Genomic DNA, 14,797 nt, shown 5'->3' on the forward strand with positions numbered 1-14,797 from the left:
TTATTATTCTCATGCGAAGGGGTTCGAACTTGAATATCGTGACTTTTGGGGAAACCAGAAAATTCGGAATGTCTCGCCTTGTGGGCAGCACAGCCCTGTTTGCCACACTGATGATCACATCGGTCCCACAGGCCATGGCACAAACCGCATCTGATACTGCGCAGCCGGTTGCGGTTGCCGCAGGGGATCTGCGCACCGCCCTTGATCAGGTTGCCGATCAGTTTGGTTTGCAGCTTGTTGTGCAGGGGGATCTTTCGGGCATCGAAAGTGGTGCGCTGACCGCCGACATGTCCGCCGGCGAGGCCCTTCAAAACCTTCTGTCGGGCAGTGGTTACAGGTATGAATTTGTCTCTGAAGACAGCGTCATCATCAAACCAGTCACAACCACCACAAGCGACACACAGAGCAAGGTCACCTTGCCTGAGGTTGTCGTGACTGCCACCCGTTCGCGCAGATCAATTGCCACCATGTCGCCGTCGGTCGTGGTGATCGGCCCTGATCAGATCGAAGCCCAGTCGGCCAAAAGCAGCGACATCACCAATGTTATTCGCAACAATGTGCCGGGCTTCATGTTTGATGATCAAAGCCTGATCTCCAGCACCGAAACCTTCCGTGGTCGTGATGTGCAGGTCCTTGTTGACGGGATCGCTCGCAACACGCCGCTACGCAACAGCAGTCGTATCCTTTCGATGATCGACATCCAGCAAGTCGAAAGCATCGAAGTCATTCCGGGCTCGAACGCGATGAACGGGGATGGCGCGACGGGGGCGACGATCAATATCATCACCAAGACCGGTGAAGTCGGCAAAAACGTCTTTGTCGTTGATGGCCATGTCAAAAGCTACACCGATGATATCGGGGAAAGCTTCTCGCCGTCGTTGACCCTTTCGGGCAGTGGTGGTTTTGGCGCCGTCGATCTGGCGGCCAGCATCACCGGTTCGAAAACCGGCAATGCCTATGACGGTTATGGCAATCAGGTGCCATCAGATGCGATGCTGGGGCAGGGCGGGTTTGATAACGCCGAAGACCTCAATGTTTTCGGCAAGGCCGGTGTCACTCTTGCCGAAGGCCATCGGGTGTTTCTGTCCTCGGAAGTCGTGCGGTTCCGTCAGGATATCGAATACTATGCCGACCTTTCGACCGACCCGGTGTCGGTCAATTATGACAGCCCCTATCTGGCGCAACCGCTTGAAGATGAAAGCCAGTATTTCACCGGCGGTTACGAGTTTGATTTTGGTAAGATCGGTGTTGGTGATCTGAAGCTGTTTTACAATGACAGTTACAAGCAGGCCGCACGTGCTGAATATAACGCGTCGCATAATCCCGGCCTTGTTTCGCTTGCCAGTAACGGTGCGATTGAAGATCCGTTGGGGCAATCGGTTATCGATACCGTCAAGTATGGCGTGAAGCTATCGACCGACACCAACCTTGATGCCGCCTATGAGGGGCTGACCTTGACCTGGGGTGGGGATCTGACCTTTGACGATGTTAAATATGAAACCGTCAGCGGGCGGGATATCGGCGCCCCGATGGAGCAGGAGGGTCACGCCATCTTTGCCCAGCTTTCAGCACCTGTGACAAAGTATGTCGACCTGTCCGGTGGTGTGCGTTACGAGGAATATGATCTGACGGTCAAGGATTTCACCCGTCCGAGCTATATGCGATACAACGGTGGAACTCCGCAGCAGATCCTTGCCGCTGCGGCCTTCACCGGCGGCGAAACGACCTATGACGCCGTGACCTACAATGCCTCGGCCGTGGTGCACTGGACGGATCGCATTGATACGTCACTTAGCTATAGCGAAGGTTTCTCTGTTCCGGATGTTGGCGCCTATACCCGTCGCGCCGGACTGAGTGGCACGTCCATCCCACTTAACTTCAATGACATTGATGTCGAGGCCTCCAAGGTCAAAACCTATGAGGTGGCGGCACGCTATGACGGAACCGATTTCCGCTCTACCGGTGCGATCTATATGAGCACCAATGAGCGCGGTGATAACTATGATTCCTCGAAAAACAAGCTCAGCCAGGAAAAGGAACGCATCATCGGGGCGGAGCTGACCGGCGAATATTACATCTCGGATGATACCTATGTCGGGGCATTGGCGTCCTATGTTGAAGGCCGTTATGACACCAACGAAGACGGTGATCTTGATAGCTGGCTTCCCAACAACCGCATCCCGTCGCCGTTACGCTTTACCGGTTATGTCGACAGCTACGTCTGGGGCGACCTGAACATGCGCTTTGACGGGACCTATACGGCGGGCCGTTACAAGATCGAAGATGCCAAGATCAAGCCAAGCCTTGTTTTCAACCTGTCGGGCAACTATCCGCTGCTGGGCGGCACGGCGTGCTTCGGGATCGAAAACATCCTTGATACCAGCTACGAAAATCCGGCGGCAACCGCACTGCGTGGCTATTCGGTTGCCGGTCATGGCCGCACCGTGACGATGGGGTATCGCCGCGAATTCTGATGACGGCACCTGCATCTGATGGACCCATCCAACGGCCCGGCGGTTTTCCGCCGGGCTCTTGCGCGTAAAGGAAACCAGTATGTTTCGATCAAGCAACCCCGCCCCGGACATCGTCCTGTTTGAAATGATTGATCGGCAAAGTGATGCGGATGGTAAGGCCTATCTTGCCGCACTTGAGGCACTGGCCGCCCGCCGCGATCCGGCCATTCTGATTTTCCGCGTGGCGGGATTTGCCGATCAGGATCACGAAATCCGCAAACAGGCGGCCATCTGGTTCAAGCAAAACCGCGACCGGTTGAACGTCTTTGCCAAGGGCCTGATCCGCGTCGATGAGGGGCACCATCATGGCGATGGCGCGGTTCACCGTCACGATGAAGAGGACCCGCAACAAAGCAACTTTGCCCGAATGCTGCCATTCCCCGTCAAACATGTTGCGACGCTGGATGCCGCATTTGCCCTTGCCCGTGATTGGCCGCCGTCGGACCACTAACGGATCGGGCGAACTGAATACGGATCCGGGGTTGGAATGTGATAAATGTTCATGTTATGTTCTTTTTAAAAGGCATCACATAACAGGATTTAAAAATGATCAAGGGAAGCTGCCTGTGCGGCAAGGTTACGTTCGAAATTTCCGGCGAACCATCATCGCTGAGCTATTGTCACTGCTCGCGCTGCCGCAAGGCGGCGGGCGTTTTTTCCGCTGTGGTGATTGGCAAGGCGGATGATCTTCATATGCTGACCGGTGAAGAGGTGATTGGTCGCTATAAGGGGCCGGACGCAAAGTTTGACCGCTGCTTTTGCAAGGAATGCGGCACATCGCTTGGTGATTTGTCTTCGGGCGACATTTACGTTGTGGCGGCATCCGCCCTTGATGATGATCCGAAAATTCGCCCATCCGTGCATATCCATACAGCGTCGAAGCCCGACTGGTATGACATCAAGGATGATCTGTTGAAGTTTGACGGCGACTACATCCCGCCAAACGGCTAACGCTAACAGACCAGATTTCGACAGGAGTCATGAAATGCCATGACGCCTGTGATCACCGTTTGCGAACCGCAAGGATCAGGAAATAGCTCGTCCCGATCAGGGCGGCGATCAGGCCGGTCGGCAGTTGTGCCGGATAAATCATGTTACGCGCCAGCCATTCGGCCACCATCATGACATTAACCCCGATCAGAACAGCGCCCAGCAAATGACCACCCGAAAGGCGGTATCCCGCAACACGTGCCAGATGCGGTGCCATCAACCCAACGAAGCTGAGCGGCCCGACCAGAAGCGTCGCGCTTGCCGCCAGAATGGCAGCAAGCAGCATCATGGCAAACTGAAAGCCGGAAATCCCAAGACCCAACGATACTGATTGATCCGTGCCAAGCGATGCCAGTTCCAGCGGACGGCGAAGTGCAACCGCCACCACCAGAAGCACACCGGTGACGGCGGCGACAATCATTACCTCGTCCATATTGGTGAAATAGGTGGTGCCTGCCAGCCAGGACATCAGCATTGATGTCTGCGTGCCGCCGCGGGTCAGAACAATGCGGACAATCGCGCCGAGAATGGCCGTCATCGCAAGACCGTTGAGTAACATGTAATGCGGCGCGTGGGTGAATTTGCGACAAAGGGCAAGCAAGACGAAAAGCGATGCAATCCCGCCCGCGGCCCCTATCACCATCAATTCCGCACGTTGTCCGAAACCGAAAATCGCCAGTGCCATGATCATGGCGAGTGCGGTGGCCGAACTGACCCCGGTGATTTCCGGGCTTGCCAGCGGGTTACGCCCGACACGCTGAATAAGCGTGCCCGAAACCGCAAGGGCGGCGCCGCAAATCATCGCGGCAAAGGTGCGCTCTGCACGCCCGATCAGGATATCAAGACTGATATCCTGCCAGCCCAGAACAACAAAACCATTGCCATCCAGCGAGACGAACAATGAAAACACCACACCGATGACAAGGCTGAGAGAAAGCGCAATCGAAAGGGCGGTTTTGGAGACGATCTGTTGATCGCTGTGCTGATCGTCGCTTTGACTGCCGGGCATGATGCGCGCCTTGCGCAACATGAAAATGATGAACGGCGCGCCAAATAGCGCGGTGGCAGCCCCGGTCGGCAAGGGATCGCCGCCAAATTCGTTAAACTGGCGCACCAGAAAATCAATCAAGACAAGGGCAAAGCCGCCGGTGAAAACCGAATAGATCATCAAGTCGCGCGACCGTGACAAACCGGCAATCCGCAGGGCCGCCGGGATGGCAAGCCCGACAAAGCCGATCATGCCGGCTGCCGAAATCACCGATGCCGTGATGAAAACGGCAAGACCAAGGATCAGCAGTCTAAGAACCGTTACCTTCGCGCCCAGAGAACTCGCCGTGTCATCGCCAAGGGCCAGAAGATCAAGCGGGCGCGACAGGACCAGAATGGCAATCATGCCAATCAGCACACGCGGCCAGACAAACTGCGTATCCTCCCAGCCGTTCTGGGCCAGATCACCGGCCCCCCACATGAAGATCGATTGCAGATATTGCTCGTTAAACAGCAGGATAATTTGCGATCCCGACTGCAACAGCAGATTGACGATCATCCCGGCGAGAATGAGCCAAAGTGTTGCGTTACCGCGATTGGCGGCAATCAGATAGACCGCACCGAGCGCAATCAGACCCCCGGCAAGGGCAAAGGCCTCCTGAAACATGGCAAGCGATGCCGGGGCCAGCAGGACAAACAGGGTCAGGGCAAATTCAACGCCCGCCCCGACGCCAAGGGTCGTGGGTGATGCCAACGGATTGCGCAAAACCGTCTGGATTGCAGCCCCGGCCAAGGCCAGACCCGCACCACACAGAAACGCCATCGCAAGGCGCGGCAGGATGCTGTAATGAAAAAGGATCTGGTCAAAATCGGTTTCATCCGGGCTGAACAGGGCCTGTGTTGCCTGTCCACCGGCAAGATACGGCCAGAAATCAATTACCAGCACGGCAAGGGTCAACAGCCCCAGAATGCCTGTCAGGATTGCCGGAATGGACAGCGTCCCGGGAAAGCCGGACCTGCGTGAACCGTGAAGTGCCTCATTGCTCATTGTTGCGGGCCGTTTTCAATGGTCTCGGTCAGGAGTTTGGCAAAACGAAGCCCGGAGGGCACCCCGCCATAGGCCCAGACCACCGGTAATTCATAAACCCGGTTGTTGCGGGTGAAGTCCATCACCTTCCAGATCGGGGAATTCAGAAGTTTATCAAGCACAACGTCGGGCACCGGATTGGTATAGACCAGCGTTTCCCTGGCATAGGGGGCGAGGACCTCCAACCCGCCGCGGCCAAAGCCCCACTTGTTGACCTCCCCGTCATAGGCGACCGGCACGCCCATTGCCGTCATCACCGAACCGGGCAGCGAGATATCGGCAAAGATCCCGACATTGCTTTCATCAAAGAAGAACACAACGTTGATTGTCTGATCGGGCCCGATGGCGGTTTTGATGCGGTCGCCATACTTGATCAGTTCCTGATCAATATCGGCGAGATATGCTTTGGCCTCTTCCTCGCGCCCGGTGGCCTTGGCGATTTTGCCAAACACCTCGCGCGCGGTTTCAAAGGCGGGGCGCTTGCCATCAAACAACTGCAGTTCCAGAACCGGCGCAATTTCGGCCAGTTTTTCATAAGACATTCCGAGATCGGGCACGGAAATGATCAGATCCGGATTTGACGCACGAAGGGCTTCCAGATTGGGCGATGAACGCTGGCCAAGGTCAACGAAGCTGTCTGGAAGATCCGGCTTGGCAACCCAGTCGAGGTAATCTTGCGGGTCGGCAATGGCGACCGGATCAAGGCCAAGGGCAATGACGCTTTCGGTAAAGGCCCAGTTGATGGTCGCCACCCGCGTGGCCGGGGTATCAAGGCGCAAAGTGCCACGTTCATGTTCGATCTCGATCGGGTCGGCGATGGCGGTTGACGCATTTGCACCGATCAGGGCAACACACAGCAAAACCGGACAAACAAGCGCGCGAAGGATGTTCATGCCAGGTGTCCCTTACGAACCGTTTGCGGCGGTGTCGGTACCCGTAACCGCATCGGCCAGCAATTCGGCAAAGCGTGCCGCGGACAATACCCCGCCAAAGGTCCAGCTTGCCGGGATGGCATGGACGTGGTCGTTGCGCGCAAACGGCATGGCCTTCCAGATCGCAGAATTAAACAGGGTTTCGCGCGTGGTCGGTGCAATCGGCTCGACATAGGCGAACTGTACATCACCCATTTTGGCCAGATCGGACACATCGCCATTATGAAATGCCCAGCCATTCACATCCCCGTCCCACGCATTGGCAAATCCCATGCGACCAAGCACGGAGCCAAACAGCGATGTCTTGCCATGAATGCGGAAATGCGACTCATCAAGAATACGAACAACAGCGAATTTCGCATCATCGCCGACGTGATCGCGGATGCGCTTGGCGGCGGCCTCAATCCGGGCGTTGACCGATGCAATCACATCCTCGGCGGCGTCCGGCTTACCAGCCAGTTTGGCGACATTGCGCAACAGGGTCTCGGCCCGGTCAATCGCGGGCTCATCACTGCCGGTATTATAGATCGAATAAACGAGTGTCGGCGCATAGCCAGACAGTTTTTCATGCGCCATGGCGACATCAGTACTGATCAGGATGGCGTCCGGCTTGGCATCGCGAAGGGCTTCAAAGTTCGGCTCCCGGCGGGTGCCAAGGTCGGTGAAGCTTTCGGGCAGTTTGGGTTCCACCACCCATGCACGGTATCCTTCGGCTTCCGGGATCGCCACCGGATCAATGCCCAGCGCGATCAGGCTTTCCGTCAGGGCCCAGTTGGAAACCGCAAAGCGGGTCGGGTGGGTATCAAGGCTGATCTCACCCAACTCATGGGTAAAGGTTTCCCCGGCCATGACGGGCTGGGCCGTGACACATGCGCCAAGCGTTCCGGCGACAAGAACAAGGCGCGCCGCAATGCTGCCAATCCAAGGTTTTGATATCATGACTTCCCTGATCCCTGTTGATGTGGAGACGTGCGCAAGCAGCTAGGCGACATAGCTTATGAAGCGGTCCGGGTTGCTGAGTTTGATGACGTCGATATCGGTCTGGAAAATATCGCGCAGCGTATCGCCATTCATGAAATCGTGCGGCGTGCCCTGCCAGCAGGTGCGCCCGCCGCGCAGTGCCAGAATATGATCGGCAAAACGCCCGACCATGTCGATGTCGTGCAAAACGGCAATGACGGTCAGATTGTTCTGATCCTTAAGGTTGGCGACCAGTTGCAAAATGTCGCGCTGATGACCGACATCAAGGGCCGAGGTCGGCTCATCAAGCAGCAGCACTGGCGCATCCTGGGCCAGCAACATGGCAAGCCAGACCCGCTGGCGCTCCCCGCCCGAAAGGCTTGCGACCAGCCGGTCGGAAAATTCCGTCACCTGGGTTAGTTCCATCGCCCGATCGATCTTGGCGTGGTCTTCGTCACGATACCGCCCAAACGCCCCGCGCCACGGATAGCGGCCAAAGGCCACCAGTTCGCGCACGCTCAAATGCGGCGGCACAACCGGGTTTTGCGGAAGGTAAGCCACTTTGCGGGCGAAATCGCGCGTGCCATGATCGGCAAGGTCCTGTCCGTCCAGTGCGATGGCCCCGGATGCCGGTTTGTTTTTGCGCGCCAGAAGTTTGATCAGCGTACTTTTGCCCGATCCGTTATGGCCGACAATCGCGCTGAACGCCCCGGTCGGAAAGCCGACCGTGATGTCCTCAAGCAGCGTCTTTGGCTTTTTGCCATCACTTTTGAAAGCGACGTCTTTCAGGTCGATCATGGACGGAAACTCATGCGCCGGGAAATGGAAACTGCGCCATCGCCGGATCGCGGCAAGCAGGCGCGCTATAAAGTCTGAGAATGCTTATCAATTACTTTCTCTAAATGCAACCGAGTTGCGATTGCAGTCTGAGAAAAATTAAAGCAGCCCATCCAATCATCATATAAAATTACTTTTCAGCGGGCATCATTCCGGTTAGCAATGAAAGCTTATAATTTTGATCGCATCGGGCGGTTTGCCGCGATAAGAATGGTCATACAATTACAAGGCGCCAAAACAGACGCGCCGTGATCAGGGAGAACCCATGTCTAACGTAAAAACCGTTTTGCCAAATCTGCGATGCACACTGGGGGAAGGCCCGCATTGGGATGCCGAAGATGGCGTTCTGTACTGGGTCGATATCGTCGGAAAGACGGCCTATGCGCTCCGCCCTGATGACGGTGGATCGCGTAGCTGGGTGTTTGATCAGCCGGTTGCTGCCATCGTGCCGCGGCAAAAGGGCGGGCTTCTGGTAGCCCTTGCCGACGGGTTGGCCTTTCTGGATCCCGACAGTGGCAAAACCACCCCGTTTGTCGCCCCCGATGGCGATCATCCGGGCAACCGATCAAATGAAAGCCGGGTCGATCCGATGGGCCGTTTCTGGATCGGGACCATGCAAAACAATATCGGGCCGAATGGCGAAGACCTGCCGGTCACTATTTCGACCGGGACGCTGAACTGTGTCATGGCGGACGGCGAGACATCGCGTTTTGGCGAGAATATCGGCATTTCCAACACGCTGTTATGGTCGGCCGATGGCACAAAGATGTTCTTTGGCGATACCATCACCAATACGCTCAATGTCTATGACTTTGACATGAAAACTGGCGTGCCATCCAATCCCAAGGTGTTCTTTGGCCCGCAGGATCGCGGCAATATGGATGGCTCGGCGATGGATGCCGATGGATATATCTGGAATGCGCGTTGGGGCGGGGGATGTCTGATCCGGTTTGCGCCGGATGGCAGTGTTGATCGTATCATCGAACTGCCGGTGACCCAGCCGACCAGTTGCGTGTTTGGTGGCCCGGACCTCAAGACACTTTACATCACTTCGGCCGCGGTCGGGTTGGAAGACAATGGAAATCCACTTGAAGGCGCGCTGTTGTCGATCCGCACCGAGGTTGCCGGCCAATTGTGCCATCCGTTTGCCGGCTAGGCTTTTTTCGTCAGGATTGCATCGCCTTACACACAAATCGCGCCAAACAGCCCCTTGGGTGCCCTAATTCGGGCAACTGGCGCGATTTGCCCATTTTTGGCCTTGGTTTTCAGTATGTTTGGCGTCACCATTATGTGGTGGCAGAATACATCACCAAAAATACGAGCAAGCCGGGGTTAAAATGAAACCTGTTACCGCCGCAACCATGTGGGCAAGGGCGCTTATTGCCTTTGGCGTGGTCGCAATATTGTCGGGCTGTGCCGCCCTGCAATCACCAAGCAACAGCGTCACCGGATCGGTCAGTTACCGTGAACGGATCGCACTTTCGCCGGACAATACCTTCCTTGTCGTGCGGTTGCTTGATGTCTCGCGTGCTGACGCGCCATCGGTGGAAATCGCATCGCTGCGCCAGCCGGTGGCAAATCCGCCGATGGTTTTCATCCTGCCCTATGATCTTGATGATATCGAACCCAAGCACAGCTATGCGGTGGAAGCCAAAATCGTCAATGCCAATGGCGATCTTCTGTTTCGCAATGATCAAAGCTACCCGGTCCTGACCCGTGGTGCGCCAAGCGACGTTGATATCGTCGTTCGCCAGGTGCCGCGCGTTCAGGGTGACGGTGCGCGCAACGGCGATGGATCGGATGTCCCTGACGACATCGCCGCGATCGAGGCCAAACTGGCCGACATGCGTGTCATTCCCGGCCAGTATTCCGCATCGGACCACACCGTGACCTATAAGGCCTATGTCACGACGGATGGCGAACCGCTTCTTGTTGATGAGCATCGCGATCTTGGTGATTACGGATCAAGCGACGTCAAACTCTATTACCGCAATGGTCAATTGCTGCGCTTTGCCGAGGACGCCAAACGGGTCAATTACGGCGGGGAGCAAAGCGACGCACCGCTGCATTACACCCTGACACTTGATTTCGCCCAGGGGCGCTTTTCCAGTGGTACCAAAACCGTCAACGGCACATCCAGCCAGCCCGATGAACATGAAATCAGCGGGGCATTATCGCAAAGCAAGGTGGCGCTCAGCCGGATCGAGGCGATGTTAAGCCAGCTTAACAGCACCCCGGATCCGATGACCGGCCCGGAACTGTTTATCTGCAATGATCAAAGCCGCTTTGCCGTAACATTTGATCATGACGCGGAGCGCGCCATTGTCGAAATGCGCGGACGCGAACCGATCAGTCTGGCACAGATGCCGACCGGTTCGGGATATGGTTATGGCAACGACATGTACGAATTGCGGGGCAAGGGGGCTGATGCAATCTGGACAACGCCGTCGGGCGATTTCCATTGTGCGGTTTCATCCATGCCGGTCGAGGCCGCAAGCCTTGCCCTTGCACCGGGTGATTTCCCGGTGGTCTCGGTTGCTGAGCTTAAAAGACAGGGCGATGGCATCTGGACGCGCTATTTCGATGACATGATGCCTGCCATCACCGCCTGCCTTGCCAAAAACCCCGGTGATCTGGTGTCGGTGCTGAAAGCCTGGCCGATGGATCATGGCATGGTCGGTGTCCGCACCATCAATGGCAATGGCGGGCGTTATGATTGTCTTGTGACGTCTGATGGCATGGGCACCGCCCATACCGAACAGGTCGAAACCACGACCAACATTCTGCCCGGCGAAGACATTGTGCGCTACACCCCGGCCAATAGCGCCTATCCCGGCGGCGAATGCTTTGCCCATGAACGCCTTGAACAGAATGGCGTGTTTATCGGCTGGTTGTCGGAAAAGACCTGCTGATCTGATCGACAAAGGTCGGATAACAAAAATCCCGGCCGGGGAAACCCGGGCCGGGATTTTTTTGTCGTATCGCTTTGATGTCTTAGTGGACCATGGCCCCGGTCGCACGCAGCATACCGGTTGAACCACTTAAGCCATCGCCGTTGCCAAGATGGACCGCCTGGAACCGGTGACGGTCAAAATGGCCGGGCATCAAAAGCCCGCTTGCGGGGGCCGCATGGAAGCCAAAGCGTGCGTAGTAGTCCGGATCCCCCACCAGAAGAACCGAACGGTGACCGCTAGCCTGTGCCGCATTAAGGGCGGCATAAACCAGACCGGCACCCACGCCGGACCCGCTATAGATCTTGTCGACGGCAAGCGGGCCGAGCAGCAATGCATCCCCTGCATCGCCAGCATTGACATTCCACAACCGGACGGTGCCGATCATTTGTTTGCCGTCGTGGGCGACAAACGCAAGACCGTCCGCCGGAAGCCGATTACGGCGCAGGATTTCAGACGATTTCTGAAACCGCGCCTGACCCATTACGCGATCAAGCAGCTTTTCGCGTTCAATGTGCGAATATGCGCCTTCGCGATCAATTGTGATCATTGGCCTATCTTTCCCGAATGGGGTCAGATGATATAGGCGGCAAGCGGCGAGAAGCCGTTGAACGCCACAGATGCATAAGTGGTGGTATAGGCACCGGTTGCTTCGATCAGAACCTCGTCACCGATGGTCAAAGAGACCGGCAGGTCATACGGGGTCTTTTCATACAGCACGTCAGCCGAATCACAGGTCGGGCCAGCCAGAACGCACGGGGCAACTTCGCCGCCATCATGGATCGTGGTGATCGGATAGCGGATCGCTTCGTCCATGGTTTCGGCAAGGCCACCGAATTTACCGATATCAAGGTAAACCCAGCGCACCGGATCATCGGCATGCTTGCGCGAAATCAGAACAACCTCGGCTTTGATCACGCCGGCATCACCCACCATGCCACGGCCCGGTTCGATAATGGTTTCGGGCATGTGGTTGCCAAAGTGGTTGTGAAGCGCATCAACAATTGCCGCACCGTATGCTTCGGTTGCCGGAATGTCGCGCAGGTAACGGGTCGGGAAGCCCCCACCCATATTGACCATGCGAAGGTGAATGCCTTTTTCCGCCAGGGTACGGAAGATCGAGGATGCTTCGGAAAGCGCAGTGTCCCAGGCGTCAAGGTTGCACTGCTGCGACCCGACGTGGAAGGACACGCCATAGGCATCCAGACCCATGTGATGGGCATGCTGAAGAACTTCGAGCGCCATGGAAGGTGCGCAACCGAATTTGCGCGACAGCGGCCATTCTGCGCCAACGCCGTCGGTCAGAATGCGGCAGAAAACCTGCGCACCCGGTGCGACACGGGCAATTTTTTCGACTTCTTCGACGCAATCAACAGCATAGAGGCGCACACCGAGTTCAAAAGCGCGCGCAATGTCGCGTTCTTTTTTGATGGTGTTACCAAACGAAATGCGGTCCGGGCTTGCACCTGCGGCCATCGCCATTTCGATTTCCGGGACGGATGCAGTGTCAAAGTTGCTGCCAAGATCGGCAAGCAGGCTCAGAACTTCCGGTGCCGGGTTTGCTTTGACGGCATAGAAAATGCGCGAGCTCGGCAGGGCACGGGTAAAGGTCTCGTAGTTGCGCTGAACAACGTCGAGGTCAACAACAAGGCAAGGGCCTTCCGGGCGGTTCTGTGCGAGAAAATCAATAATACGCTGAGTTGCCATTGGGGCGTTCTCCCATTCCACGATATGGCAGCGTGCATGTACCTGATGCGTGTGCGCGGTGGAGGCGCAATGACGCGGACTACTTGCGTGCTGTTTAGCCCCGGGGCCAACCGGAACTGCGAAGTTAAGTCTGCCTCGCTATGGAATGGGGAGTTCCCGTTCCGCACGTGGGCAATGATGGTGTGCCTCTTTAGTGTCGGTGGATTTGGACGCCACCTGAGACCAAAAAAGCCCTACACCGTCGTTGCTTTAAGTAAGTCCTACGGGTTCCAGTAAGCAGGACCACCACAGGCACGTGCGACTTTGGGCAAGTCCGCATGTACGCCCGTTGCTTTTTCCGCGCAAGTGAAATTTTCACCCGTTTTGTCATGAAACAATCGCAGGATCGTCGAAGAACTGATGTCGCAACGCACAAAATGGCTCAAATGGCCGCGTTCGGGGTTTGCAAGAAATTCAGTTGGCGCATTTCGGTATGGGGCATTGCAATTTGCGCATAACCCGAACGTGAATATCATGCCGATTGACCGTTTCCCGGCGGCGCTGTAGCCATTATTCGAAACCCGGCAGTCGCCGTGGTCATGGGGGCATTTTATGAATTGGCTGATCGCCGTTGTTTTTGTTCTGGTCTATATCGGCATGGCGCTGGGGCGTTGGCCGTGGCTTGCGATCAACCGCACCGGCATTGCCGTTTTTGGCGCGGTGACCTTGCTGATCAGTGGGGCGGTTGACCGCGATGGCGCACTGGCGTCGATTGATTTTGCCACCCTTGCGGTGTTGCTGACATTGATGGTGCTGTCGTCACAATATGCGGCAAGCGGCTTTTTTGATTGGATCGGACATCGGATCACCGCGCTCAAATGCGGGCCGGGCGGGTTGCTGGCCGGTGTGATTGTGATGTGCGGGGTGCTATCGGCCTTTTTGACCAATGATGTTGTCGTCTGGGCAGTGACGCCGGTTTTGATTACCGGGGTGATTGCGCGCGGGCTTGATCCCAAACCCTATGTGATTGCGGTGGCGTGTGCTGCCAATGCCGGATCGGCAGCCACCCTGATTGGCAATCCGCAAAATCTGATGATTGCCGAGTTTGGCAATCTTGATTTTATCGGCTTTGTTCTGGCCTGTGCTGTGCCTGCACTCCTGGCACTTGGCGTGGTCTATGTCGTGATTTTGCGAAGCCCGATGATGCGCAGGCAAACATATTCTGCCGGGACGGGCGCAAACGCAAATGCGCGATCAATCGATCAACCGGTTCGTCCGCTTGATAAAACCATCCTGACCAAGGCGGTTTTGGCGACCATCGCCGTGATCGCGATTTTTGTCTTTGTCGAAGACCGTGCGCTTTGGTCGCTTCTGGTGGTGGGGGCCTTGCTGCTCAGCCGTCGCCTGTCGACCGATCAGGTTCTGGGGCGGGTTGACTGGCATTTGCTGGCGCTGTTTTGCGGGTTGTTTATCGTCACTGGCGCGATGGCGCAAAATGACGTGATCGCCAGCCTGTTTCGCGATGTTCTGATCACGTTGCAAATCCATCATCCGGGTGTTCTGGCCGGTGTGTCGCTGGCCGGGTCCAATACGATTGGCAATGTGCCGCTGGTGATGATGTTGCTCTCACTCGGTCCGGAATGGAGCACGGAAATGTTGCATGCGCTGGCGATTTTTTCGACATTGTCGGGCAACTTCCTGATTGTTGGCTCGGTTGCCAATATCATTGCCGTTGAGCAGGCCGCAAAGGCCGGAACGGTGATTTCATTTATCGATTATGCGCGCCTTGGCGTGCCCGTTACATTGATCAGTCTGGCGTTGTCGCTGGGGTGGGTCATCCTGATTTCATAGGAA

General features: G+C 56.4%; 12 protein-coding genes. 6 read left to right on the plus strand and 6 right to left on the minus strand.

All coding sequences use genetic code 11. From position 1 onward, the window contains the following. The first annotated feature begins 68 nt into the window (after window positions 1-68). From WBY09_RS18320 to WBY09_RS18330, 3 genes are all read left to right on the plus strand, one after another. Entirely contained in the window at window positions 69-2,474 is a 2,406-nt protein-coding gene (locus WBY09_RS18320; protein ID WP_336233536.1) for a TonB-dependent receptor, read from the plus strand. A 79-nt stretch (window positions 2,475-2,553) separates the two neighbouring features. Continuing rightward, the gene (locus WBY09_RS18325; protein ID WP_286791759.1) at window positions 2,554-2,964 is read left to right on the plus strand and encodes a hypothetical protein; all 411 of its coding nucleotides are present in this window, start codon (window positions 2,554-2,556) and stop codon (window positions 2,962-2,964) included. A gap of 95 nt (window positions 2,965-3,059) precedes the next feature. Further along, a complete protein-coding gene (locus WBY09_RS18330) occupies window positions 3,060-3,464 on the plus strand; it encodes a GFA family protein (RefSeq protein WP_064781851.1) in 405 nt (134 codons plus the stop codon). Between the two features lie 52 nt (window positions 3,465-3,516). Here WBY09_RS18330 and fhuB read toward each other — a convergent pair whose 3' ends face one another. Genes fhuB through WBY09_RS18350 form a run of 4 tightly spaced genes read right to left on the minus strand, consistent with a single transcriptional unit; the run spans window position 3,517 to window position 8,267 of the window. Continuing rightward, window positions 3,517-5,538 (minus strand): Fe(3+)-hydroxamate ABC transporter permease FhuB, encoded by a 2,022-nt coding sequence (gene fhuB, locus WBY09_RS18335; protein ID WP_336233537.1) that lies wholly within the window; start codon window positions 5,536-5,538, stop codon window positions 3,517-3,519. Continuing rightward, window positions 5,535-6,470 (minus strand): iron-siderophore ABC transporter substrate-binding protein, encoded by a 936-nt coding sequence (locus tag WBY09_RS18340; protein ID WP_336233538.1) that lies wholly within the window; start codon window positions 6,468-6,470, stop codon window positions 5,535-5,537. The genes fhuB and WBY09_RS18340 overlap by 4 nt, the downstream gene beginning before the upstream one ends. Window positions 6,471-6,482: 12 nt before the next feature. Then, entirely contained in the window at window positions 6,483-7,448 is a 966-nt protein-coding gene (locus tag WBY09_RS18345; protein ID WP_336233539.1) for an iron-siderophore ABC transporter substrate-binding protein, read from the minus strand. 42 nt (window positions 7,449-7,490) lie between these two features. Next, entirely contained in the window at window positions 7,491-8,267 is a 777-nt protein-coding gene (locus WBY09_RS18350; protein WP_336233540.1) for an ABC transporter ATP-binding protein, read from the minus strand. Between the two features lie 304 nt (window positions 8,268-8,571). Between WBY09_RS18350 and WBY09_RS18355 the strand changes: the two genes are divergently transcribed. Both WBY09_RS18355 and WBY09_RS18360 read left to right on the plus strand, forming a co-directional pair. Next, the gene (locus WBY09_RS18355) at window positions 8,572-9,462 is read left to right on the plus strand and encodes an SMP-30/gluconolactonase/LRE family protein (RefSeq protein WP_336233541.1); all 891 of its coding nucleotides are present in this window, start codon (window positions 8,572-8,574) and stop codon (window positions 9,460-9,462) included. 181 nt (window positions 9,463-9,643) lie between these two features. Then, on the plus strand, window positions 9,644-11,218 hold the full coding sequence (locus WBY09_RS18360; protein ID WP_336233542.1) for a YbaY family lipoprotein: 1,575 nt from the start codon (window positions 9,644-9,646) through the stop codon (window positions 11,216-11,218). Between the two features lie 82 nt (window positions 11,219-11,300). Here the strand turns inward: WBY09_RS18360 and WBY09_RS18365 are convergent, their stop codons facing one another. Then, window positions 11,301-11,807, minus strand: a complete 507-nt coding sequence (locus tag WBY09_RS18365) for a GNAT family N-acetyltransferase (protein WP_287444528.1) — start codon at window positions 11,805-11,807, stop codon at window positions 11,301-11,303. Between the two features lie 23 nt (window positions 11,808-11,830). Next, window positions 11,831-12,964, minus strand: coding sequence for a type III PLP-dependent enzyme (locus tag WBY09_RS18370; RefSeq protein WP_008890144.1), 1,134 nt, complete (start codon window positions 12,962-12,964; stop codon window positions 11,831-11,833). 591 nt (window positions 12,965-13,555) lie between these two features. Between WBY09_RS18370 and WBY09_RS18375 the strand changes: the two genes are divergently transcribed. Further along, the gene (locus tag WBY09_RS18375) at window positions 13,556-14,794 is read left to right on the plus strand and encodes an SLC13 family permease (RefSeq protein ID WP_336233543.1); all 1,239 of its coding nucleotides are present in this window, start codon (window positions 13,556-13,558) and stop codon (window positions 14,792-14,794) included. Window positions 14,795-14,797 lie beyond the last annotated feature (3 nt).

The sequence above is a fragment of the Thalassospira sp. CH_XMU1458 genome, from assembly GCF_037027205.1.
Lineage (GTDB): Bacteria > Pseudomonadota > Alphaproteobacteria > Rhodospirillales > Thalassospiraceae > Thalassospira > Thalassospira tepidiphila.